Origin of the sequence: Mariprofundus sp. KV (assembly GCF_013387475.1) — a bacterium.
GTDB lineage: Bacteria > Pseudomonadota > Zetaproteobacteria > Mariprofundales > Mariprofundaceae > Mariprofundus.
Map to the genome: position 1 here is coordinate 190,841 of NZ_VWNB01000001.1, position 22,661 is coordinate 213,501.

Annotated in this window: 28 protein-coding genes and 1 tRNA gene; 14 read left to right on the top strand and 15 right to left on the bottom strand. The window is 52.9% G+C overall.

Annotated elements, in window-relative coordinates:
* The first annotated feature begins 240 nt into the window (after positions 1-240).
* Both F3F93_RS01045 and F3F93_RS01050 read left to right on the top strand, forming a co-directional pair.
* A complete protein-coding gene (locus tag F3F93_RS01045) occupies positions 241-1,002 on the top strand; it encodes a cyclic nucleotide-binding domain-containing protein (RefSeq protein ID WP_176957301.1) in 762 nt (253 codons plus the stop codon).
* 70 nt (positions 1,003-1,072) lie between these two features.
* Positions 1,073-1,438, top strand: a complete 366-nt coding sequence (locus F3F93_RS01050) for a translation initiation factor (protein ID WP_176957302.1) — start codon at positions 1,073-1,075, stop codon at positions 1,436-1,438.
* Between the two features lie 253 nt (positions 1,439-1,691).
* On the opposite strand, the gene F3F93_RS01055 is transcribed toward F3F93_RS01050, so the two are convergent.
* Positions 1,692-2,405 carry a DUF481 domain-containing protein gene (locus F3F93_RS01055; RefSeq protein ID WP_176957303.1) on the bottom strand — a complete coding sequence of 238 codons (714 nt, stop codon included), beginning with the start codon at positions 2,403-2,405 and terminating at the stop codon, positions 1,692-1,694.
* Positions 2,406-2,506: 101 nt separating this feature from the next.
* Here F3F93_RS01055 and F3F93_RS01060 point away from each other — a divergent pair, with 101 nt between their 5' ends.
* The 3 genes from F3F93_RS01060 (at position 2,507) to F3F93_RS01070 (ending at position 3,906) form a co-directional block, all read left to right on the top strand.
* Positions 2,507-2,695 carry a hypothetical protein gene (locus F3F93_RS01060; protein WP_176957304.1) on the top strand — a complete coding sequence of 63 codons (189 nt, stop codon included), beginning with the start codon at positions 2,507-2,509 and terminating at the stop codon, positions 2,693-2,695.
* 55 nt (positions 2,696-2,750) lie between these two features.
* Positions 2,751-3,167, top strand: coding sequence for a hypothetical protein (locus F3F93_RS01065; protein ID WP_176957305.1), 417 nt, complete (start codon positions 2,751-2,753; stop codon positions 3,165-3,167).
* Positions 3,168-3,234: 67 nt separating this feature from the next.
* Positions 3,235-3,906 (top strand): TIGR00730 family Rossman fold protein, encoded by a 672-nt coding sequence (locus tag F3F93_RS01070; protein ID WP_176957306.1) that lies wholly within the window; start codon positions 3,235-3,237, stop codon positions 3,904-3,906.
* Positions 3,907-3,923: 17 nt separating this feature from the next.
* On the opposite strand, the gene F3F93_RS01075 is transcribed toward F3F93_RS01070, so the two are convergent.
* The 6 genes from F3F93_RS01075 to F3F93_RS01100 all read right to left on the bottom strand — a co-directional run bounded on the left by F3F93_RS01075 (position 3,924) and on the right by F3F93_RS01100 (position 7,698).
* Complete coding sequence (locus tag F3F93_RS01075; protein ID WP_176957307.1) at positions 3,924-4,226, bottom strand: peptidylprolyl isomerase; 303 nt, start codon at positions 4,224-4,226, stop codon at positions 3,924-3,926.
* Between the two features lie 56 nt (positions 4,227-4,282).
* On the bottom strand, positions 4,283-5,080 hold the full coding sequence (locus F3F93_RS01080) for a tRNA threonylcarbamoyladenosine dehydratase (protein ID WP_176957308.1): 798 nt from the start codon (positions 5,078-5,080) through the stop codon (positions 4,283-4,285).
* Positions 5,077-5,832 (bottom strand): TatD family hydrolase, encoded by a 756-nt coding sequence (locus tag F3F93_RS01085; protein ID WP_176957309.1) that lies wholly within the window; start codon positions 5,830-5,832, stop codon positions 5,077-5,079. The genes F3F93_RS01080 and F3F93_RS01085 overlap by 4 nt, the downstream gene beginning before the upstream one ends.
* A gap of 12 nt (positions 5,833-5,844) precedes the next feature.
* A complete protein-coding gene (locus tag F3F93_RS01090) occupies positions 5,845-6,570 on the bottom strand; it encodes a calcium-binding protein (protein ID WP_176957310.1) in 726 nt (241 codons plus the stop codon).
* Between the two features lie 65 nt (positions 6,571-6,635).
* The gene (locus F3F93_RS01095) at positions 6,636-7,046 is read right to left on the bottom strand and encodes a thioredoxin family protein (RefSeq protein WP_206675348.1); all 411 of its coding nucleotides are present in this window, start codon (positions 7,044-7,046) and stop codon (positions 6,636-6,638) included.
* 166 nt (positions 7,047-7,212) lie between these two features.
* Positions 7,213-7,698: a TerB family tellurite resistance protein gene (locus F3F93_RS01100; protein WP_176957311.1), complete on the bottom strand. Its 486-nt coding sequence runs from the start codon at positions 7,696-7,698 to the stop codon at positions 7,213-7,215.
* Between the two features lie 243 nt (positions 7,699-7,941).
* Here F3F93_RS01100 and F3F93_RS01105 point away from each other — a divergent pair, with 243 nt between their 5' ends.
* From F3F93_RS01105 to F3F93_RS01115, 3 genes are read left to right on the top strand one after another with little or no spacing between them, the layout of a single operon-like run.
* On the top strand, positions 7,942-8,367 hold the full coding sequence (locus tag F3F93_RS01105; protein ID WP_176957312.1) for a hemerythrin family protein: 426 nt from the start codon (positions 7,942-7,944) through the stop codon (positions 8,365-8,367).
* A gap of 15 nt (positions 8,368-8,382) precedes the next feature.
* Positions 8,383-9,978, top strand: a complete 1,596-nt coding sequence (locus F3F93_RS01110; protein WP_194334923.1) for a protein adenylyltransferase SelO — start codon at positions 8,383-8,385, stop codon at positions 9,976-9,978.
* A 40-nt stretch (positions 9,979-10,018) separates the two neighbouring features.
* Positions 10,019-10,324, top strand: a complete 306-nt coding sequence (locus F3F93_RS01115; RefSeq protein ID WP_176957313.1) for a hypothetical protein — start codon at positions 10,019-10,021, stop codon at positions 10,322-10,324.
* A gap of 2 nt (positions 10,325-10,326) precedes the next feature.
* On the opposite strand, the gene ung is transcribed toward F3F93_RS01115, so the two are convergent.
* Positions 10,327-11,034 (bottom strand): uracil-DNA glycosylase, encoded by a 708-nt coding sequence (gene ung, locus F3F93_RS01120; protein WP_176957314.1) that lies wholly within the window; start codon positions 11,032-11,034, stop codon positions 10,327-10,329.
* Positions 11,035-11,303: 269 nt separating this feature from the next.
* Between ung and F3F93_RS01125 the strand changes: the two genes are divergently transcribed.
* Positions 11,304-12,098: an NERD domain-containing protein gene (locus F3F93_RS01125; protein WP_176957424.1), complete on the top strand. Its 795-nt coding sequence runs from the start codon at positions 11,304-11,306 to the stop codon at positions 12,096-12,098.
* 219 nt (positions 12,099-12,317) lie between these two features.
* Here the strand turns inward: F3F93_RS01125 and F3F93_RS01130 are convergent, their stop codons facing one another.
* Together F3F93_RS01130 and F3F93_RS01135 are read right to left on the bottom strand one after the other, a co-directional pair.
* Positions 12,318-13,166, bottom strand: a complete 849-nt coding sequence (locus F3F93_RS01130) for a DUF3883 domain-containing protein (protein WP_176957315.1) — start codon at positions 13,164-13,166, stop codon at positions 12,318-12,320.
* A 127-nt stretch (positions 13,167-13,293) separates the two neighbouring features.
* Positions 13,294-13,548 carry a hypothetical protein gene (locus tag F3F93_RS01135; protein WP_176957316.1) on the bottom strand — a complete coding sequence of 85 codons (255 nt, stop codon included), beginning with the start codon at positions 13,546-13,548 and terminating at the stop codon, positions 13,294-13,296.
* A gap of 129 nt (positions 13,549-13,677) precedes the next feature.
* Between F3F93_RS01135 and F3F93_RS01140 the strand changes: the two genes are divergently transcribed.
* Both F3F93_RS01140 and F3F93_RS12520 read left to right on the top strand, forming a co-directional pair.
* Positions 13,678-13,753 (top strand) — tRNA-Thr (locus tag F3F93_RS01140).
* A 170-nt stretch (positions 13,754-13,923) separates the two neighbouring features.
* Positions 13,924-14,046, top strand: coding sequence for a hypothetical protein (locus F3F93_RS12520; protein WP_277816479.1), 123 nt, complete (start codon positions 13,924-13,926; stop codon positions 14,044-14,046).
* 68 nt (positions 14,047-14,114) lie between these two features.
* Here F3F93_RS12520 and F3F93_RS01145 read toward each other — a convergent pair whose 3' ends face one another.
* The 5 genes from F3F93_RS01145 to F3F93_RS01165 all read right to left on the bottom strand — a co-directional run bounded on the left by F3F93_RS01145 (position 14,115) and on the right by F3F93_RS01165 (position 18,997).
* Positions 14,115-14,816, bottom strand: a complete 702-nt coding sequence (locus tag F3F93_RS01145; RefSeq protein WP_176957317.1) for a hypothetical protein — start codon at positions 14,814-14,816, stop codon at positions 14,115-14,117.
* Complete coding sequence (locus tag F3F93_RS01150; RefSeq protein ID WP_176957318.1) at positions 14,807-15,334, bottom strand: hypothetical protein; 528 nt, start codon at positions 15,332-15,334, stop codon at positions 14,807-14,809. Before F3F93_RS01150 ends, F3F93_RS01145 begins: the two co-directional genes overlap by 10 nt.
* 133 nt (positions 15,335-15,467) lie before the next feature.
* The gene (locus F3F93_RS01155; protein ID WP_176957319.1) at positions 15,468-15,749 is read right to left on the bottom strand and encodes a hypothetical protein; all 282 of its coding nucleotides are present in this window, start codon (positions 15,747-15,749) and stop codon (positions 15,468-15,470) included.
* A gap of 82 nt (positions 15,750-15,831) precedes the next feature.
* Positions 15,832-16,473 carry a TSCPD domain-containing protein gene (locus F3F93_RS01160; protein ID WP_176957320.1) on the bottom strand — a complete coding sequence of 214 codons (642 nt, stop codon included), beginning with the start codon at positions 16,471-16,473 and terminating at the stop codon, positions 15,832-15,834.
* 352 nt (positions 16,474-16,825) lie between these two features.
* Positions 16,826-18,997, bottom strand: a complete 2,172-nt coding sequence (locus tag F3F93_RS01165) for an adenosylcobalamin-dependent ribonucleoside-diphosphate reductase (protein ID WP_176957321.1) — start codon at positions 18,995-18,997, stop codon at positions 16,826-16,828.
* Positions 18,998-19,241: 244 nt separating this feature from the next.
* Here F3F93_RS01165 and ubiE point away from each other — a divergent pair, with 244 nt between their 5' ends.
* From ubiE to ubiB, 3 genes are all read left to right on the top strand, one after another.
* Complete coding sequence (gene ubiE, locus F3F93_RS01170; RefSeq protein ID WP_176957322.1) at positions 19,242-20,036, top strand: bifunctional demethylmenaquinone methyltransferase/2-methoxy-6-polyprenyl-1,4-benzoquinol methylase UbiE; 795 nt, start codon at positions 19,242-19,244, stop codon at positions 20,034-20,036.
* A gap of 291 nt (positions 20,037-20,327) precedes the next feature.
* Positions 20,328-20,990 carry an SCP2 sterol-binding domain-containing protein gene (locus F3F93_RS01175; RefSeq protein ID WP_176957323.1) on the top strand — a complete coding sequence of 221 codons (663 nt, stop codon included), beginning with the start codon at positions 20,328-20,330 and terminating at the stop codon, positions 20,988-20,990.
* A 13-nt stretch (positions 20,991-21,003) separates the two neighbouring features.
* A complete protein-coding gene (ubiB, locus tag F3F93_RS01180) occupies positions 21,004-22,611 on the top strand; it encodes a 2-polyprenylphenol 6-hydroxylase (protein WP_347239153.1) in 1,608 nt (535 codons plus the stop codon).
* The last annotated feature ends 50 nt before the right edge of the window (positions 22,612-22,661 follow it).

Genomic DNA, 22,661 nt, shown 5'->3' on the forward strand with positions numbered 1-22,661 from the left:
GATCACAGATTAATAGCGGCTGCAAACCATACTAAGCCATTGTTACACGCTTATTAAGGATGCGCTGAACAAGTCAGAGTATCCGTGCAGGCCTTGGATGGCTTGCCACAATCCGGAAGGAGAGCCGGATTGGACGGTATCGCCGCCTTTAGGCGATCGACACGATGCCGAGAGTCAAAATCATGCACAGTAAGTGCTTGATTTTGTGAGCAATTAATATAGCACAGAAAGGAAGCCACCATGTCTAAAATTGTCTCTTTCAGAAAAGGTGAATCCCTGATCAGTCAGGGCGACGAGGGGCTCGTTGCTTATCTGATTCAGAACGGCTGGGTCATGATCAACCAGAACAAAGAGGATGGCAGCACCTTTCAGGTTAAAGTCGGACCCGGTGAAATCATTGGTGAACTGGCACTTACCGGACTGGTTACCAGGCGCAGTGCATCGGCCACAGCCATTACTGACTGTGATGCTGAAGAGATTGATCGCGGCGCCCTGATCCGACTGGTCAACGGCCCGGCCAGCAAACTGACACCGGTGCTCTCGGCACTGCTCTCACGCCTGAAAAGTGCCATGGTGGATGAGAAACAGATTGATGAATGCAGGCCCGAGGATCCGGCCCATGCCGTAATTGTCGGACTCAACAGTATCTCCAGGCAGGCGCTCTGCAATCAACCCTGCACCATCTCACATCTGCCCTGGACATTCGGGGCCCATGTGCCACCGCAAAGTGTCACAGATCTGTTCCGCAACTATCAGGAGGCCGATATCCGTCTGGCCAAATCGAGCCGCCGTGTGCGTGAACAGCATATCCGCATCGAATCGGACAACGAGCACGGCCTGCAACTGCACCTGATGCAGTATGGTGATTATTGCGAAGTCGATGAGAAACGTGTGGGATATGGTGCATCCGACACCACTGTGCCACTGGAGAGCGGTTATCATACGGTCTGCTTCGGCGATCCGGTTGATCCTTACCGCTTTGGTATTGAGGTGTTAAGTTGAGAAGATGCTGAATCAATCAGCACTTCCCTGAAGAGGCCTCACCCGGCCCGTTCACCGTAAGGGGCAAGAGATGAACAATGACCGCAGGCTCGTCTACTCCACAGAGAGCGGAGCGCTTGAAAAAGCCATGACCGGCAAAAAAAACAGCCGCAAGAAAAAAGCCCCGCCAACTGCCCCTGCCATCGTTAACCCTGCCAAGCAGGGCATTCGCATTCGTCGGGAGTCGAAAGGACGTGGTGGCAAAACCGTATCTATTATTGACGGGCTGCCACTGGATGAGAGTCATCTGAAAACGCTGATGAAAAAGCTCAAGGCGGCACTTGGCACCGGCGGCGCAGTCAAGAACGGCAGCCTTGAAATTCAGGGTGAGCATCGGGATAAGCTTCTGCTGCTGCTGGAAAAAGAGGGGTATAAGGCAAAGCTTTCAGGCGGTTAAGCAAGATTCTGCTGTCTGATGACCAATCAGCCATCATTTAGACAAAAGAAAAGGCGGAGTTTGCACTCTCCGCCTTTTCTTTTATTGTGTTTGAGGACACTTATTACTGCTGCTAACAGTGTGGTAAAGTGTACAGCCTAATTTTGACAAATCCGTGACATTCCTCACAAAAAAACAGACAGGCTTAGATTTTTTTATCGCAGCCTCAAAAAGCGGGAGATCTTCGCAAGCCCTATGACCATTCTGCCTGGCTTCAGAAACTCACAACCAGTGTTATAGCAGTCTCGATATCGGTGCTCTTAACCGGTGCAATCACCTTACTGTTGTGATCCACTTTCAGAGAGATTTTACTTGCGAGATGGGAGTTGATCGCATGCTGCAGGGCAGTGATCGACTCTGTTGCCCAGCCATTTTTTCCGCCTTCAGTTGAGAGATCCTGGGTAAACACGGCAGAGTCACTCACCTTCCAGTTTAGACCTGTGGCGCCACGCATGATCGCCTCATTTTTCTTGCTGTTGTTGATGAACTTGGTCTGCCTTAGACCACCACCAATCTCAGCTTTCCAGTGCAGACTGTCGGTTTTTATCAGATCGCGACCATAACCGATGGTTTCGCTGGTACGACGCCTGAAACCGGCAAAGCGATCACTCTGAAAACCGTAGCGGATAAACAGGTAGTCGCGCTCTGTGATTTTCCAGTCCTCCTGCAGACTGGCATCATAAGTTTCAGCCGTTGTCCTGTTATTATCGGTGGAGTTATTGGCGCTGCCCATAATCGTATCGCGCAACTTGATGCCTTCATGCACAAATTTGCCTTTGGCATTGACGATAAAGGTACGGGTATTACCCGAGGTTTTCACGGCACCAAGCTCGATATTATTTTTCCAGCCGCCCGCCGTCTCCTCACAAGAAGCAGTAAAGGGGGCAAGTAGCAGCAGAGTCATCAGGGGTAAAGTGGTCTTTTTCATGCTGCGCAGACTATTGTCACACTTGTGAATTGCCAGCGTAAAAACTACGCATAACGTGTAAGCGCTTCTGTATTTGCAGAGGATCGTGCTATCGTTGCCCTATGACTAAGAGAAATGAGATTATCATTGATCTGGATCAGATATGTTCAGATCCGGAGGTACTGGCCAAACTGCATGAGTGCGCCAGCCTGATGGTGCAGTCCTCTAATAGTCAGGAAGTAAAAAGCGGCTATCAGATGCTGGAGATGGTGGATCAATGCATGCGCCAGCAGGAGAAGAAGGGAGAGTAGTGCTTCATCTGCACAAGGGAGGGGTTATGGCTAGAACAGCATTGGAGCGTACCGATTGAACAGCGTCATGATCTCGGTCACGCTCTATCTGATTTCAGTCAACATTCTGGCCGGTGTCATCTATATGTTCGGCCAGAAGAAGGCCGGCCTATTGTGGATCGAATATCCATTTGTCTATGCTCCGCTGATTATCTTCCAGTTCCTGATGCCCCAGTTCATGTCCATCCCCGGTCTGGCTGAAACTGAAAACTCACTGAAATATTTTCTCTTTATGTTGCAGGGCTTCAGCTGTGGCGCTATCGGAGCGATGATCCTTTTACCCCGCTTTTTTGTACCTGCCACCACTACCATGGAGAAACTGAAGGTAACTGCCATCAGCTGCCTGGCGATGTCGATGATGTACCTGATTACCCGCTGGCTATTTTTTGAGGCACTGCGTTTTCTTCTTCCCCGCATGCATGGCGGCGGCTAAAACCCTATAAAAATAGCTCGATTGCAGCGCTCAACTGTTCTACAATGGAAGTAGCGGAGGTTACGATATGGAAGATCTCAAAGGCTCAGAATCGTGGCGCATATTCAGAATTATCAGCGAATTCACTGAAGGTATCGACACACTCAATGAGCTCCCCTATTCGGTAACCATCTTCGGGGCTGCCCGAGCCAAACCCGGTGATATCTATTACGAAGCTACTGTGGAGATCGCCAGAAAACTGGCTGAAGAGGGTTTTGGCGTCATCTCCGGCGGTGGGCCGGGTATCATGGAGGCGGCCAACAAAGGGGCAGCCGAAGGCGGTGGCAAGTCGGTCGGCCTGAATATCACCCTGCCGGAGGAGCAGACCCCTAACCCCTACCAGAACCTCTCGATCAACTTCCGCTACTTCTTCGTGCGCAAAGTGATGTTCGTTAAATACTCTATGGGTTACATCTGCATGCCCGGTGGCTTTGGAACACTCGATGAGTTTTTCGAATCACTGACCCTGATGCAGACCCAGAAGGCATTTCCGCTACCACTGGTACTTTATGGTCACGCCTTCTGGAAAGATCTGCTCAGCTGGGTTGAAAACACAGTACTGGAGGCCGGTTACATCTCCAAAAATGATCTCAAGCTGGTCACCGTCACCGACGACATCAATGAAGCCGTTGAGATCATGTGCAGACACCGCACATGGAAACTACAGCAGGTTCAGCTCGCAAAGACTCACGGTCTGTAAAGCCTTGTAATCGCTGCTTATTCAGAGCGCTCGGTGATTTCGATCAGATGGTAACCGAACTGTGTTTTTACCGGGCCATGCACCTTGTGCAGTTCGGCAGAGAAGACCACCTCGTTGAACTCTTTGACCATCTGGCGCTCACGGAAGCTTCCGAGATCACCGCCTTTTTGACCTGAAGGGCAGCTGGAGTACTGCTTTGCCACCTCAGCAAAATCGGCACCGCTCTCAATCTCCGCCTTCAGCGCTTCACACTGCTGCAGATCTGCAACCAGAATGTGACGTGCTGATGCAGTTTTCTTCTTTCTGTTCCAACCGAACATAATAACCCCTTTTAGCTCTACTCATTTAACTTTTTTCGTGACGATCAAGTAGCTGTTTAATCACAAACTCTGCCACTCTTATTCGTGTTTATTTGTGTTAATTCGTGGTTCGATTTTATGTTTTCACGTCGATCCAATAACTGTTTGATGACAAAGCCTGCCAGCATAAAACCGAACAGGTTCGGCATATAGGAGATCGTGCCATTCACCGCCCTGGGCAGTGCGCTCGAGTCCTTGCCAACCGGTGCCTGCGGCAGCGGTTTGATCGGAAACTCGCCGGAGAAGACCACCGGATAATCCAGTGATGCACCAGCCCGGCGCAGCTTGCGGCGCAGATTGACCGCCAGACCACAGTTGTAGGTTTTATCCAGCGTGGTGATCTCCGCCCGTGTCACATCCAGCCTGCCTCCGGCTCCCAGACTTGAGGCCACGGCAATGCCCAGCTTCTGACAAGTAGCCACCAATACCGCCTTACAGGCTACCGAATCGATGCAGTCGATCACGTAATCGAAATCACCCGCAGCTAGAAACGACTCCATATTCTCAGGGCTGAGAAAGCCGACATGGGCATTGAGCTGCATATCGGGATTGATATCGAGAATCCTCGCCCCCATTGCCGTAGCTTTATCCTGCCCCAGCGTGGAGTGGGTACAGACCAGCTGCCGGTTCATGTTGGAGAGCCCCACCTCATCATGATCAACAATGGTCATACGGCCAATGCCTGAGCGGGCAACCGCTTCGACAGCAGCGCCACCCACACCACCCAGACCAACAACCAGAATATGCAGGCTGGCAAGATATTCCAATCCGGCCTCACCAACGAGTATCGCGGTACGCTCCTGTGCTTGACTCATAATCTGAACAGCTCCCTGGCATTGTGATTACAGGTAGCGGCCAACGCCTGACTATCTGTGCTGCGAAGCGTAGCGATATGGGCAAGGATATCGATCAGAAATGCAGGTTCGTTGCGCTCACCCCGCCTGCCGGCCGGCGGCTGATCCGGCGCATCGGTCTCTAGCAGCAGTCTCTCAGCAGCGACAGCTTTAACCACAGCCTGCAGACGGGTTGCCCGCGCATGGGTAACCGAGCCGCCAAAACCGAGATAGAAACCGAGATCGATCAACTGTTCAGCCTGCTGCAGGGAGCCGGAGAAGCTGTGCACCACACCACGCAGACCGGGATAACATCTGATCTCCCTGATCACCACATCCACCGCTTTGTAGGCGTGCACGATCACCGGCAGATCGTAGCTAAGGGCCATCTTCAGCTGTGCCCGCAACCAGTGCAATTGTAGCTGCATATCAACATCACAGAGGCCCGCATCCAGACCGCACTCACCCACGGCAACCGCACCGTCTAAAAAGCCGGGTAATCGTTGAAGGTCATCCTCACGATGTTGATCACAGAACCAGGGGTGCAGGCCGAAGGCCGGATAGATCCGACTATCGAGCTCAGCAAGGTTTTTCAACTTCACCCAGCCGCGACTGCTGACGGCTGGCACAACGATCTGCTCTACACCCGCCCTGCGAGCCCGTTGCAGAACTTCGACCCGATCGGAATCGAACCGCGCATCATCAAGATGACAATGGCTATCTATGAGCAGCATCGACTCATACTGTTATTTGAAAAGCGTTTCACAACCGCGCCACGTGGCTGACTCAGGCGTCGGCCTGATGTCGGCATGCCACACCTTCTCTGCATCAAAGGCCCCGAAATCAAACAACCCCTGACACGCATCACGACCACTGCCGCCATCCATCTCATCCTGCCCGTCGCGATCAAAGAGTTGATCATCACCATCGCCGCCATCGAGTTTGTCGTTGCCATACCAGCCGTAGAGCCTGTCATTGCCCGCATTGCCAAACAGCCTGTCGTCGCCATTCTCACCGTAGAGGGTGTCCCTGCCATCACCACCCTCAAGAAGATCATCACCGGGACCGGCACTTAAGACATCTTTACCACTGCCACCCTTGAGTGCGTCGTTACCTTTATCGCCGGTCAGCTTGTCATTGCCGCTGCCGCCATCGAGAAGATCATCACCATCGCCACCGAACAGCTTATCATTTCCTGCTTCACCATAGAGCCGGTCATTGCCATGGCTGCCCTTGATCTGATCATCGCCATCACCGCCGCAGATCAGATCATTGCCGCCAAGGCCATTGATCTTGTCATCACCGCCCAGTCCGACAATCACATCATCACCCTCAGTGCCGGTGATACGATCCTTTTTTTCCGTACCGATGATGGTGGCCTGCTTGCCTGCACACTGCGCTGCAAACAGCGTGGCAGGCAGGCTCATCGCTGAGATCAGCAGCAGCACTGTTGTCACAAGGGCTCTATTCATAATCTTCTCCGGCAAAAACAATGCGATAATATATTAAGCGTCAGGGGCAGCCCCCTTAAACAAGCTTAGCCTTGAGCAGCCTTCAGTCTGGCCGCTTCAGCATGCAACTCCGCCATATCCAGCGCTTTGATCTCAGCAACCAGCGCCTCAAGATCCTTCTCAGCCAGCGCTCCCGGCTCTGAGTAGAGCATCAGCCCTTCGCGAATAATCATCAGTGTGGGAATCGAGCGGATATTGAAATGGGCGCCCAGCTGCTCCTGCTCCTGGGTATTGATCTTGCCAAACAGCACATCGGGATGATTTTCAGAAACCGCTTCGAAGGTCGGGCCAAAGGCTTTGCAAGGTGCACACCATGGCGCCCAGAAGTCGAGAATGGAGATTGCACTGCCATCCACCTCCTCTTTGATATTCTCTTTGGTAATCTCGACTGTGGCCATCGGGCACTCCTTGGACTCTGCATCATCACTCAGGCTCACTTCGACGATCGCGAAGATTGAATCGACAAGAGATAATGCGGTGGGATCGGCCCAATATATATCGAAATGCTAATATATCAAGGTTATGGGTGTTCAGCAGATAAAAAAGGCCCCGAAGCATCAAACTTCGGGGCCTTGCATCCGGAGTGGAATCAAAGCCGCAGTGTCAGTCCACGACAGGATTATTTGTATAACGGTTGGACTGGTTGAGATCAGGATAGAGTCGCTCCTGCTTCTCTTTCAGCTCCGCCAGTGAGCAGGCTGGCACGCCGATCAGGCCTGAGATGCGATTGATATACTGCTCTTCAAGGAATGCGATATCGCCATCGGCCATGGCAACACGCCAGAGCTTGGCAAGGATAGCAGCGCGTTCATCCACCTTATAGTTATCAACAATCTGCTTCACGACATTTTCAATGCGCAGGTCTGTACGCTCTGTGTCCTGAGCCTGCTCAATCAGCTTGTCGCTCTCTTCAGCGGAGAGATTGAAATGTTCACCAAGTACTTTGACGATCTCAGCATGCTCTTCAGCATCGATCTTTCCATCCATCGACATCATGCCAACCATCAGTTTGGTAATGGCCAGCGTCAGCTCCGGCAGCTGTTGATGTCCCTCTTCCCTGCGCCACCAACCCTGTAATGTTTTAAGCATAAAACCTCCCTCGCTTCTTTGGCGAGCCATGTGCCAGCCATTTGACGGTAATTTCTATCGGCAAGCGTGCAACTATCTACCAACCCCACAGTCCTTTATTGCATTTTTTTGCCCGGAGCTCCCTGATCATGCATTCACAGCTGCCCCTTTACAAACTATAGCAGGTACGATGCCATAATATCGTTGATGATGAAATGATGCCAGCGATTGCCATGATGACAACCGATCTGGCACACTGGGGCAATGAAGTTATCTGCCTCCGATTTCCCCGAAGTGCCACTGCTGGAGATGCATGATGTCCACCTGCAGGAGGTGGAGATGATCAACGCCATCTATGAGCTGATTATGGCGATTGAGAGCGGCAAGAGCAGGCGCGCCCTACTCGATGAAAAGCTCGATGAACTGCTGATCCATACGCAGGCGCATTTCGCCAATGAAGAGCGGCTGATGCTGGAGGCGAACTTTCCGCCCTATGCGATGCATCGCAATGCCCACAACCTCTTCCTGGCGGAGCTGCAAGCGGCGGTTAGCAACTGGAAACAGGAGCAGGCGATCGGCCCGATTGATCAGTTCATGCGCTTTACGCTGCCCCGCTGGATGAAGGATCACATCAGCACCATGGATTATGTCACCGCTGGTTATCTCGCCAATCAGCTGCGCAACGAGTAGCAGCGGTCTGCGATCTTGAAAAGGCTTGAGCAGCTCCGTTTTGACAACAGCTTTGTCAACGCCCTGCCCGGCGACCCTGAAGCGGATAACTTTCCCCGTCAGGTATTCTCAGCCTGTTATTCGCGGGTATTGCCAACAGCGGTAAGCAACCCGCAACTGCTGGCCTGCGTCAGTGAGGTCGCTGAATTGCTCGATCTCTCTGCGCTGAGTTGTGAATCGGAGCGCTTCACTGAGATCTTCTCCGGCAACCGGCTGCTTCCCGGCATGGATGCTTACGCCAGCTGTTATGGCGGCCATCAGTTCGGCCACTGGGCCGGACAGCTGGGCGACGGGCGCGCTATCAATCTCGGCGAAGTGATCAATGCCAAAGGTGAGCGCTGGAGCCTGCAGCTCAAAGGGGCCGGGCCGACCCCATACTCCCGCAATGCTGATGGCCTTGCCGTGCTGCGCTCCTCGCTGCGCGAATTCCTCTGCAGTGAAGCGATGTTTCATCTGGGGGTGCCAACAACCCGCGCCCTGAGCCTGATCACCAGCGGTGAACAGGTGAATCGCGATATCCTCTATAATGGCAATGCCGCCCCTGAACCGGGCGCAGTGCTCTGTCGAGTCGCGCCCAGCTTCATCCGCTTCGGTAATTTCCAGCTGCTCGCCTCACGCGCAGAGCTCGGGCTACTGAAGGAGCTGCTTGATTACACCATCCGCAGCGATTTCCCGCACCTTGGTGAACCCTCAATCCCGGTCTATCTGGCGTGGTTTGAAGAGGTATGCCGTTCAACGGCTGAACTGATGGTGCACTGGATGCGGGTCGGTTTTGTGCATGGGGTGATGAACACCGACAATATGTCGGTGCTTGGGCTGACCATCGATTATGGCCCCTACGGCTGGCTTGAGGGTTATGATCCGGGCTGGACACCCAACATCACCGATGCCGAGATGAAGCGCTATCGCTATGGCAATCAGCCGCAGATCGCCTCATGGAATCTGGCCCGTCTGGCCGATGCACTGCTGCCGCTTATTGAGTCGGTTGAACCACTGCAGCAGGCGATCTCCAGCTATGCATCAACCTACGAAAAGGGCTGGCGGGTCATGATGCGCAACAAGCTCGGCCTGACCGGAGAGGTACAGGACGATGAAACCCTGATCCGCGAACTGCTGAGTATCCTGCCGCTGGTTGAGACCGATATGACCATCTTCTTCCGTCAACTCGGGACTGTCAGCACTGATAGTAATCCTGATCAGCTCAGCAATGATCAACTGATCGCACCGCTGCTTGATGCCTATTACGACCTCGGTGCTCTTGATGCCGATTACCGCAACCGCTTTGCCGCCTGGATGCGCAGTTATATGCGGCGCATACAAGCACAGCCGCTATCAGATGCTCAACGCCGACAGCAGATGGACGCAGTGAATCCCAAATATGTGCTGCGCAACTATCTGGCCCAGCTGGCGATCGACCAGGCTGAAGCAGGGGATAACAGCATGATCTACGAGCTGCTTGAGCTGCTGCGTCACCCCTATGATGAACAGCCTGAGAGCGAGCACTTTGCTGCCAAACGCCCGCAGTGGGCCCGCAACCGCGCCGGTTGCTCCATGCTCTCCTGTAGCTCGTGAAGATTGAAAACAACTTGCATTCAATGCTAGTGATTAGAAGATGTCATATATGGTAAAAACAACGCTGGGAAAGCTTGAGCTTCTTGAATATATCGAAAAACATAAAGCCATGACGGTTTATCAACTGGCACAGGAAACAGGCGGTAATTACAATGACATATTCGATCATGTTCGTGATCTCTCCGATGCCGGAGATCTGAAGATTCGCCATGAAACACGAAATGGGCGGCAACTATCCATCGTCGAACACCCTTGCCATCAGCGCCTTCGTCATCTGGATGAGATGTATACCCTGAAAAGATTGCTACAGTGTTCAATCCTTCATGAAGGTTGTGACTCCAAATAAGTCTATTCGAGATTAAACGAAAGCTGTGGCTGTTCGCTGTTCAGTGACCAGTCGACGGGGCTCTTTCCATGTTCAGTGAGATAAGCATTGGCGCTGGAAAAGTGGCGGCAGCCGAGAAAACCGCGATGGGCGGAGAATGGTGAGGGGTGGGCTGCTTTTAGAATCAGGTGGCGATCTGCATCGATCAGCTCCGCCTTGGATTGGGCAAAGTTACCCCACAGCATAAATACGATATGTTCACGTTTTTCGCTTAAGCATCTGATCACCGCATCGGTAAACTGCTCCCAGCCTCGCCCCTGATGTGAACCCGGCTTTTTCTGCTCCACCGTCATCGTGGCATTGAGTAGCAGCACCCCGGCTCTGGCCCATGCGTCGAGGCAGCCGTGATCAGCTGTTTCAAGATTCAGATCAGACTGTAGCTCTTTGTAGATATTGCGCAGTGATGGCGGAATTTTCTGCCCCGGCAGTACCGAGAAGCTCAAGCCATGCGCCTGCCCTGCACCGTGGTAGGGATCCTGCCCGAGAATCACCACCTTCACATCAGCAAAGGCGGTTGCCGCAAAAGCGGCAAAGGTATCCTCCTGTGCAGGGTAGATGGTTTTGCCCGCCGCTCGCTCAGCATCCAGAAACAGAGAGAGATCAACGGCGTAATCCTGCTGTAGCTCACTGGCCAGATGGCTGCTCCACGATGCAGGTAACTGCAGACTCATCCAGTCTCACCCCTTGTTAAACATGATGACGGCAGCCTATGCAAAAATCCTCTTTTTGTCCCCCATATGGGGGACAGCAGATATTTTTGTAGCCGTTATACTTTTGCGCAGCGATGGCGCAAGAGGGAGCGGTGTGCAGCGCATACAACTTATGCCTGACCCAGACACGCAACAGGAGCTATCTATGTTTTCAAAAGTGATTATGATCTGTTGCTGCAATGGATGCATGGGGAAGCTGGAGCTAATCACCTCCTCCGGATTAGCCTGTGATTGATTTCAGCACTCTGTTTTCTCAACTCTTTTCCAGCTTCTGGTGGGCGATCCCGCTGTTGGTACTTGCCGCACTGTTCAAATCGGCATGGTTCAAAGGCTTCATCGGTGAAGTGATGGTCAATATGGCCGCCCGCCTGTTTCTCAACAAAAACGATTATCACCTGATCAAAAACGTCACCATCCCGACCGAGGATGGCACCACCCAGATCGACCACATCATCGTCTCCCGCTTCGGCGTCTTCGTGGTGGAGACCAAGAACATGAAGGGGTGGATTTTCGGCGGTGAACATCAGAAGCAGTGGACGCAGCAGATTTTCAAGTCCAAACACAGGTTCCAGAACCCACTGCATCAGAACTACAAACACACCAAAACGCTCGAATCGGCGCTTGGGCTCCCCCATGAGAAGATGATCTCGGTAGTCGTCTTTGTCGGCGACAGCACCTTCAAAACCGAGATGCCCGCCAACGTCACCCAGGGCGGCGGTTATATCCGCTTTATCAAATCGCACACCAAAATCCTGCTGACCGAGTCCGAAGTGCAACAGATCATCGGCCAGATCGCCGATGGCCGCCTGAAACCCTCGATCAAAACCCATATCGAGCATGCCCGCCATGTAAAAGAGATCGTCGCAAACAAAGAAGCCGTGCAGAAATTGGATGCCAAACTCTGCCCCAAATGCGGCAGCGACATGGTGCTGCGCACCAGCAAAAAAGGCCCGGAAGCAGGTAATCAATTCTGGGGATGCTCCGCATTCCCCAAGTGCCGTACGATTGCGGCTATGGAATCATGATGGAAGGCTGCTGGAAAAGAGAAGCGACTCCATTGGGGCCTGTTTTGATTGCCATGACACAAATCCAGTTCTATAGTGCGGGTCATCAACACCCGCCTCGCCTCTCACTGAAGCGCACTTTTGGCGGGTTTTTTTGTGCCTGAATTACAGCCATACAACAAACCAGCCCTTAGCGGGTATAGCGGCACCTGATCTTGAATATGCATGAACAGGAGAGGGTCAGCTTAAGCTGGCGCGGTATTCAGTCGGTGAGAGATTGAAATTTTTCTCTACTGATCCCGATAGTGAAAATAAACGGGGATCATCCCTGAATTGGAAGATGCGGTGCAGGTGGTAGTTCTTCGCATTCATTTCCGAGAATCTCAGTTCATTCGCCGAAAGGAAGAACGGCGAATATCTGCCGTATTTTGTTGTCTTAACTTCGATGAATCTATCTGAGCCATCTACTTCGTAGGAGCGGATATCGAATCCAGCGCCGTCACCTTCGGTTTGGGCGACATGCTCTATCTTGTCAGCCAGCGACTCTTTCCCCTGTGAAATAAGCAGGGCGCGTTCAAAGTTGAGGGCGAATTGTTCTCCGGCATCGCCGAGGGATTTGTTGCTCGCCTCCAGTTCGAGGTAATTTGTTCGAACTTTATATGTGCGAGCCGGTTCATGAGCCTCTTTTGTCTTGGTCGCTGTTTTTAACTCCGGCGGACTTTCAAGGCGGGCCAGAATATCTGCAACCGTTGGAACTTGAACAATTGAATTCACATCTTCGCGGACTATCACTGTCAGGTCGGAATTTGCGGCCAAACGATCAAGCACGGCATCCGGCAGTAGGTTTTTCTGATAGTTACTAAACGGTTTGTAGCCGGATATAGCGGGCATGCCTAACTCATGCATGATGGCACTGATATTCATATGCTTCATCTCTATCGAACCTTTGCTGCGATTGTTGAGGCGCTGGGCTAGCTCGCGGTTATGCTGGGCCTTATTGTAGGGAATGCCTTTCAACTCCAATGCGAGCATTGAAAAGTAGTCTTCAACAATTGCTGAAACTTCAGCTTCAGACCAAGCATCAGGCATAATATTTTCCTGTTTGGATAACTAAGCAGTTAATTCCAATCACATCATCCAGGCTACAGGCCTCAGGTCAATAATAGGAGTATAGAATCAGCCATTCCATAAATGGAATGGCATCATGCCTGATTAATTAGATCAGCTTGTTGAGTTGGGTGCCGGAGAGGGCAAGCTTGTGGATCATCTTGCCGTGGATGTCGTAGAACTCCTGCAGGGTGCGGTCAAAGGGGTTCTGATGCTGTTGCCAGCTGGTGCCGGCATAGGGGCGTACAGGTTCGGCATCGGTCTCAACCGATGCGATGTTTCTCATCTCGGCTGTAACGACCGGTGGCACCACCACTGCAGGTAGGCGATCGACGTAAAGTGTGATTCCATCTACCATCATCATATTACTATTATAGCAGAATTAGCTAAATCCCCCTATTTACAGCCCCCTTCACCCGACCAGCTTTCCATGCGTGTGCATAATCCTGCTTGATCAGCCCTTTCGGCTGCATATGATTCACGCCTGTTATCAGCCGGCATAGCTCAGATGGTAGAGCAGCTGATTTGTAATCAGCAGGCCACGGGTTCGATTCCTGTTGCCGGCTCCAGTTTAATCAACTGCAGTCATGAAGAGGGGCCCCGCGCGGGCCCCTTTTCATGCCCTGCTTCCCCCCCTCGCCACGCTGACCGGGCAAGCTCTGATCTGCTGCCAAACAGGCAGTGCTATCTATATCCGCAAGGCAGGCGTACTGTGTAGTGGATTAATCAGGAGTTTATCATGGGCAGAGAACAGAAAGGCGGCAGAGAAGGAAAGAAAGAGGCGGCCAAATCACCTAAAGAGAAGAAAGCAGCCAAGGCTGCGAAGAAGGCTGCTAACAAAAACATCCTCGTCTCCGGCTGAATAGCGCATAACCTTATAAAAAAAGGGGAGCCGATTGGCTCCCCTTTTGCCATTTGCACCGGCACTGGTTATTGCATCGAGGCCAATGCCATAAATCTTCGCTCCAGCAGGCCATACCGTTTTTGGCTTTCACTATCTGGAGGTAGTTGCCCTGCAAGGGCCATAAACAGGTCGGAATTCTCTGACCACGCACTGAAACTGGCAGCAATAAACTCTCGTAGCGATTGTTCACTGCTGGCTATCTCATCATACAGCTCTTCACGCCCATCAATGACAGTTACGATATCCTCGAAATCATGGCTGGCGATGAAATCTCCGCGTCCCCGCCCATGGAATGCCTCAATTTTGGTGGCAATGAAATAGGGTGCGGTTACACGTCTTATCTGACTTCCATCGGGAAGTGTATCTTCAACAGCATGGATAATGGCACTGCTATACCAACGATTGGAGAAGCCGAGAATAGCTTCATCAGTTGGCATCAGATCCACAGTGATATCTTCGCTGCGCCAGCGGCAATGAATACCACTCTCAACATCGGGCTTGAAACCCTGATGGCGCATGGCTGATTCAATGCTGTGAAAGTCGAGGTATGTTGCCACCTCTACTATCAGATCAACATCAATCGTGGCCCGCACATCTTCTGCTGCAGGATCACTAATCAGAAGCCCTGTTGTGCAACCACCAAGAAAAACCACCTTCTCTTTCAATGCCCCCAGGCGATTAGCAACGATACTCATCATCGCCAGATTCACATCGCGATTCAGGCCCATGCATTCAATCTCTGCATTAACAGATTTTCTGCGATCTCCCGTTCTCTTACCCGGCCGCCCCTGATGGCATCGACAAGCGCAAGCAACTCATACAGCACGGCATCTTTCTCTGCAGCCATCGGAACTGATCGATAGAGCGGAGAAAATGAAACACCACGCTCTTTACCCTCTGCATAGGGCCAGACGGGAGGAAACTCTCCATCCATGATCAGTTGATCTGCTATCGGAGAAATGGCGTATGAGGTTTTCATACCGCGTACAATGGAACCATGATCCGGGGGAAATGCGTATTTCACGCCGTGAATAAGAAACTCCTCCAGAGCTTTTCTGTTAGGTTGCGGCTGCTTATCTTCTCCAAGCTGCACCAGCAGCCTTGCCCTTATAGCACGCTTAACTCCGGCATTAATTTCCGAGGCACTCATACAGAGTTCATTGGCAAGTTGCACATAACTCCATGGCTTTCCTTTTAGCGCCACCAGTTTGAGTGCAACAATTATATCCTGTGGTTTAAGAATCATCGGCATATGCTATTCGCGATTTGCGAATAGTGCAAATCCAGAAAGGGGATGCACAGCAAACTGCAAAAAAAAGGGGAGCCGATGGGCTCCCCTTTTGCCATTTGCACCGGCAACTTATCAGATCATTGATCTCTTATTTCTCGTCTATCCAACCCTGCAGCGCTTCAACAATCTGCTTGGCCTGCTTGGCGTTGGTGATATTGAACTTGGAGCGCGGGGTGTATTCACCGTTACGCTTCTGAAAGCGGCGGATGGTGAATTTGTCCTCACCATACTCCTCTTTGGCAGCTTCCCAGTTCACATAGCGGAACATGATGGTGGTCCATGCGCCCTTGCTGAGGATCACTTTATCCAGCTGTTTGGTGGTAAGGATACCGCCCTCTTCGTAATCGATGCTTAAATCATCTGGTGTCATAAAGCCCTCGTGGTTGATAGTTGGGGTTAAAAAAGGGGCGCACCCTAACGACTGCCCCCTTTTTTGCACCCCTGGCGTTCAATCAACCACATTTAGAGTCGCCGCACTCCAGGCAGCAGTTGCAGTTATCGAGCCTTACAACCGCCATCGCACCACACTTGTCACACTGCTGTCCTTTAGCAACCGCATCCGCACCCAGCTTGGCCTCAGCCTCCTGACGTTTGGCCTGCAATTCGGCGTTATTCAGCGTGCCCTCCATCATGCCGATGGAGATCAGATGCTGCTGAATCACCTCACCGATCTCGGCAACAATCGATGGCATATATTTGCCGCCACGTTTGTAGTAGCCGCCGCGCGGATCAAATACCGCTTTGAGCTCCTCCACCAGGAAGGTGATATCGCCACCCTTGCGGAAGATTGCAGAGGTGATGCGGGTAAGCGCCACGATCCACATGAAGTGCTCCATATTCTTGGAGTTGATGAACACCTCAAACGGACGCCGATGCGAGGAGCCATCCGGCTCGGTAACAATGACATCATTGATGGTGATATACATGGCGTGATCGGAGTTCGGCGTTTTGATCTTGTAGGTGCTACCCTCAAGGATATCGTCACGCTCAAGCAGCGGTGCGATATGGTGAACTGTTGCCACCTCTTTCGCCGCCTCTTCTCCGGGTTTCTTCACTTCGTAACCGGTGATTTTACTCTCAATTTTAATAGCCATCACTTACCTCCTGCACAACCGGAGACGTTTCCGGTTCTGCCCTGAATATTGCAGCGTATTTCCATGGTTGCCTTGCATGCCCGGACGCTGCGACCGGTATTTGCGGGTGCCCTTAACTCCGTATGAACCAGATAGAGAAGGACCAGCCAATACCCACAGATTTTTTTGCTCACCACAGAGACACGAAGGCACAAAGAAAAACCAAACACCTGTAATATCTCTATAGCTGCGACACACGATGTGTCGCCAAAGATGAAAAGGGAGCTTTTCATCTTTGTGAGGCAAGGGAAAACCACGTTTTTCGCTTGCCGTTTAAGGGGGCGGGCAGGAGCCCGCATCCCGGTTCAAACCATCAAAACTTACCGTAATAACCTTCTTTCAAGGCATCAAAGAGGTTGGCTGCGGTATGCATCTCACCATCATACTCGATCTCTTCATTACCCTTGGCCTCAATCTCAGTGCCATCTTCAAGTTTGAACTTGTAGGTGGTGTTGGTGAGATCTTCCTCTTTCACCAGTACGCCCTGGAAGGCTTCAGGATTAAAGCGGAAGGTGGTGCAGCCTTTAAGCCCCTGCTCGTAGGCGTAGAGATAGATATCCTTGAACTCTTCATACGGGAAATCGGTCGGTACGTTGGCAGTTTTGGAGATCGACGAATCGACCCAGCGCTGGGCGGCAGCCTGAATATCGACATGCTGCTTGGGTGTAACCTCATCGGCCGAGATGAAGTAGTCCGGAAGCTTTGTCGCCTCATCATCACTGAACGGCATGGCAGCCGGATTGATCAACTCACGATAAGCGAGCATCTCAAAGCTGAACACATCCACCTTCTCTTTCGACTTCTTACCTTCGCGAATGATGTTGCGTGCATAGTGGTGTGCAAAACTCGGCTCAATACCGTTAGAGGCGTTGTTGGCCAGAGAGAGCGAGATCGTGCCGGTCGGAGCAATTGATGAGTGGTGCGTAAAGCGGCACCCCTTCTCAATCAACGCTTCGATCATCGCCTTGTCCTCATCACTGCCGGTGGCGAGGAACTTCTGCATATATTTGGAGTACTTGCCCCAGAGCACCTTACCGGCCAGTTTGTCGCCGATTTTGATGCCGTCATCAAGCATCTCGGGACGCTTGGACATCATCTCAGCGGTTACCTCATACTCCTGCTCGAGAGCCGGGGCGACACCCTTCTCTTCAGCCAGCTCAAGACCTGTCTGGAAACCGGTGCGCGCCATCTCATAGGCGATCTTCTCGGTAAACTCGAGCGACTCAGCCGTGCCGTATGGCGTGCGCAGCATGGTCAGTGCGGAACCCAGTCCCAGGAAACCCATGCCATGACGGCGCTTGGAGAGAATCTCTTCGCGCTGTTTGGGCAGTGGCAGACCATTGATATCGACCACATTATCGAGCATGCGGGTGAAGATAGCGACCACCTTGCGGTAGGCTTCCCAGTCAAAGCGGGCGTTATCGGTGAAGGGGTCGCGTACAAACTTGGTCAGATTCACAGAACCGAGCAGGCAGGCACCATAGGGTGGCAGTGGCTGCTCACCACACGGGTTGGTGGCACGCACATCTTCACAGAACCAGTTGTTGTTCAGCTCATTGACCTCATCAATAAGGATAAAGCCGGGCTCGGCATAGTCGTAGGTGGAAGCCATGATCACATCCCAGAGGCGCTGGGCTTTCATGGTGCGGTAGACCTTGCAGGCCACATAACCACGGTCATCCCTGACCGAACCCTTCGGTGCATTGGCAACATGTTTAAAGACGATGCGGGTCTCCGGATCATCGATCTCGGTCTGGCTGGCCGGGAAGACAAGATCCCAGTCGCCATCACTCTTCACCGCCTCCATGAAATCACGGGTAACCAGGCAGGAGAGATTAAACTGGCGCAGGCGACCATCTTCACGTTTGGCACGGATAAAGTCGGTAATATCAGGGTGAGAGATATCAAAGGTACCCATCTGAGCGCCACGACGGCCACCGGCGGAGGAGACGGTGAAACACATCTTGTCATAGATATCCATGAAGCTGAGCGGGCCGGAGGTGTAGGCGCCGGCGCCGGAAACATAGGCACCCTTCGGACGCAGGGTGGAGAACTCATAACCGATGCCGCAGCCCGCTTTCAGGGTCAGCCCCGCCTCATGCACCATGGAGAGGATACCATCCATTGAATCGGGAACGGTGCCGGAAACCGTGCAGTTGATGGTGCTGGTCGCAGGCTTGTGTGCCTCAGCTCCTGCATTGGACATAATACGACCGGCAGGGATCGCGCCGTTGGCCAGTGCCCATGTGAATTTCTCGAACCACTCATCACGCTTCTCTTCATCTTCAACGGCAGCCAGTGCTCTGGCTACACGCTCATAAGTCGCTTCGACATCCTCATCAACAGCGTTGTGGAACTTATCCTTGAGGCGATACTTCTTATCCCAGATATCCAGCGATGCGGGCTGAAAGGTGATATCTCCGACCCCTTTCTGCTGCGCCCCGTTAATTGATGCGACCTTCAAAGCATTACTGTTTGCGCTCATGCACTCCCCCCCGACTATAAACCGGCAAAAGCGCCGGAAACCGAAATCTTGGCAGCGAGTGTAGGCACAATATCTAGGGTGTCAAGCCATCTCGACACACCAACTGTAGTGTTTTAACACACACAATCCATCCACTACTTATCCACAGCTTACTCACCAGAAACAGATGAAATTCGCCAGCTTCCCTATATATATAAAGGCTTTATTTGGAGAGTAGGCAAAGGCCTGATACGATGCGCATCCCATGAACGACAGAAATCAAAACATCGACACAAACACAACATCCGGTGCTGCGGAAGCTGCGACCCACTTCGGCTTTGAGACTGTAAGTGGCAGCGAGAAGGTCAACCGCGTGATGGGCGTATTCTCCTCGGTTGCCAGCCAGTACGATATTATGAACGACGTCATGAGCGGTGGCATGCACCGGCTCTGGAAACGCACCATGTTTGCCAAAGCAGCCATCGGCGCCGGCAGCAGGGTTCTCGATGTCGCCGCAGGCTCAGGCGATATCGCCATCGGGCTGGCCAAAAAGATGGGGCCGACCGGCCGCGTTGTGCTGACTGATCTTAACGGCCCGATGCTCGCTGAAGGTGCACGCCGGGTCATTGATGAGGGACTACTGCCGGGGCGTGCTGACTGCATCCAGTCTGATGGCACCAGCCTCGCCTTTGCCGACAACTCGTTTGACTGTGTCACCATCGCCTTCGGTATCCGCAACTTCCTCGATATTGAGGCAGGGCTGGCCGAGTTCTACCGCATCCTTAAACCCGGCGGCCAGTTTATGTGCCTGGAGTTCTCACGCCCCACACTGCCCGGCCTTGATGTGATCTATGACGCCTACTCGTTCAATGTTATCCCGCTGATGGGTGAGAAAATCACCGGTGACCGCGAATCCTACCAGTATCTGGTTGAGTCGATCCGCCGCTTCCCCGATCAGGAGCGCTTTGCCAAGCTGATCCGCAAAGCCGGATTTGATCTGGTCAAATATGATAACCTCACCGGCGGCATCGTCGCCCTGCACCGTGGATACAAATTGTGAGACACGGACTCGGAGCATCCTGCCTTCGTCCTTTAACGCCATATGAAGAGCGCGGTCTTCATATGGCTTACGGCGCATTGCGCCGCCATACATCCATGTATGGAGAATTGCAGATTCTGTCACGGAGGGTGCGCAAATCATGAGTGAAACAACCAACCCGCACATGGAAGTGCGGCGGGCAAGCGCATGCGAGCCCGTAAGCGAATTGAAAACCACGTTTTTCAATTTGCATGCAAGCTCGAGGCATGGATGCCGCAGAGCGGATCAATCAATGAATGAGGCAACAGCCTCATGAGTGTGATGTTTTTACCATTAAGGCTGATTCCGGTACCGGTGCAGTGTGTGGTGATGACCACAGTGCTGGAGCTGGTCTTCTCGCGTGATGCCAGCCTTAAGCCCTATCTGGCCGACCTTGAAGGACGCGTTTTCCGCATCCATGTCTCTGATACCAATGCCATCATGTTTCTCGGTTTTTCACGTGGCAAGGCGTGGGTTCACTCCACCTTTGATGGTGAACCCAATGTGCGTCTGGCTGGTACCACTGCAGGCTTTGCCCGCATGTGTTTTGCCCATGAGGATCCCGATGAACTGGTCTTTCAGCAGGTGTTGAAACTCTCCGGCGACTCCGATGCCATGCTGCGTTTTAAGAAGCTGTTTGCTGCTGCCGATCTGGATTGGGAGCGCGAGCTGCGCGCCTCATTCGGTGACTTCTTCGGCACCCGTGTCGCCAGGGCTGCTCACGCACTGGTTGCCGCCGAACAGAAGCTGGCCGACGGCACCAAACAGATGTTGCAGAACAATCTGCAGTCGATGGATATCCCTGATGCCGCACGTCTGCAGCAGTGGCAGGCAGGTGTTGAGCGCTTCTCACATCAGATCAGCAAGCTTAAAGGGCGGGTTACCCGCGCTGAACACAGGTTAGAGCATCTCTGCGAAGAGAAGAGCGAAGCCTGATGCCAATACCTGCGTGATAAAACTACCCTCCAACCTGCGCCGCAATCTGCGCCTGATGCGCATCGGCCACATTCTGGCCAGTCACGGCATGGCCGCTCTGGCTGTACGCATGCGCCTGTTCTACCCCTATGTCTGGCTGGTTCAGCTCTTCCGTGGCGATGACCTGCCCAAGGATCTCGGCACGCAGATTCGACTGGTACTGGAGGAGCTTGGCCCCACCTTTATCAAGTTCGGACAGATGCTCTCCACACGTGTTGATCTACTGCCGCTTGAGGTGGCACTGGAGCTGAAGAAACTACAGGACGATGTACCTCCGGAGCCGTTTGAGAAGGTGCGCCGCGTTATCGAGCAGAGCTTTAAGAGGCCGCTCACCGGTGAACATGGTGTCTATGCGACCTTTGATGAGACCCCTGTTGCTGCCGCATCTATCGCTCAGGTTCACTTTGCAGAGCTGGCCGATGGTCGTCAGGTGGCCGTTAAGGTTCGCCGTGATCATATCAGCCGCACCATTGAATCGGATCTCTCAATTCTCAAGCTGCTGGCTAGCCTTTTCCACCGCTACTTCCCTGAATACCATCGCCTGAAAGCACCACAGGTGATTGAGGAGTTCGCGATCACCATCCGTGGTGAGCTGAACCTGCGCGCTGAAGCTGCTCACGCCAGCCGCTTTGCCGAAAACTTTGCCGAAGTAGAGGGGGTACGTGTACCTGAAGTACTGTGGGACTACACCCAGACCGAGGTACTGACCACCGAACGCATCTGCGGCACCCCGATTGATGAGAAGGCGAAGCTGGAAGCGGCGGGCCATGACTGCCTGAAACTGTGCGAACGGGCCGCCACCCAGTTTTTCCGCATGGTATTCACCGATGGTTACTTCCATGCCGATATGCATCCGGGCAACATCTTTGTCGGTGATAACGGCGACATCATCTTTATCGATTTCGGCATTGTGGGCAGACTTGATATCAAATCGCGCCGTTATATTGCCGGTATGCTGCTGGCTTTTCTGCAGGAGGATTACCGTCGCGCCGCCGAGGTGCATGTTGAGGCCGGGTATGTACCAGCCAATACCGACATCTCCGCCTTTGAGGATGCCCTGCGTGAGATCGCCGTGCCAATCTTTAACCGCCCCCTGGGTGACATCTCCATTGCCGAGCTTCTCCTCTCGATGTTTGCGGTAACCGAACGCTTCAAGATGGAGACGCAACCACAACTGCTGCTGCTGCAGAAGACGATGGTGGTGATCGAAGGGGTGGCTCGCGAACTGGCCGATCAGGCCAATATCTGGATGCTGGCACGGCCGATGATCACGGAGTGGATGACGCGCCACATGGGCCCGATCGGCAAGGCTGAAGCCGTTGGCGAAGAGATTCGTGACCAGCTGCATGACTGGATGCGACTGCCGGCCAAGATTGATGGCGTGCTCTCCCGCATTGAGGAGGGCAAGGTCACCTTCAACAGTGAGCCCTCACGCCTCTCTGCACTGATCGGCGCGATGCTCTCTGCCGGTGGTGGTGGCTGGCTGGCCTGGAGTCTCGCCAGCGACGCGGGAACCGGCATACTGCTGCTTGCAGGCGCAGTGACGGGGCTTGGTATGCTGCTCGCCATCAGCCGCAGTTAATCACGGTTTTGTGCTTTTCTCTGTTTCGTCTATACTCCGCCGCAATGTTT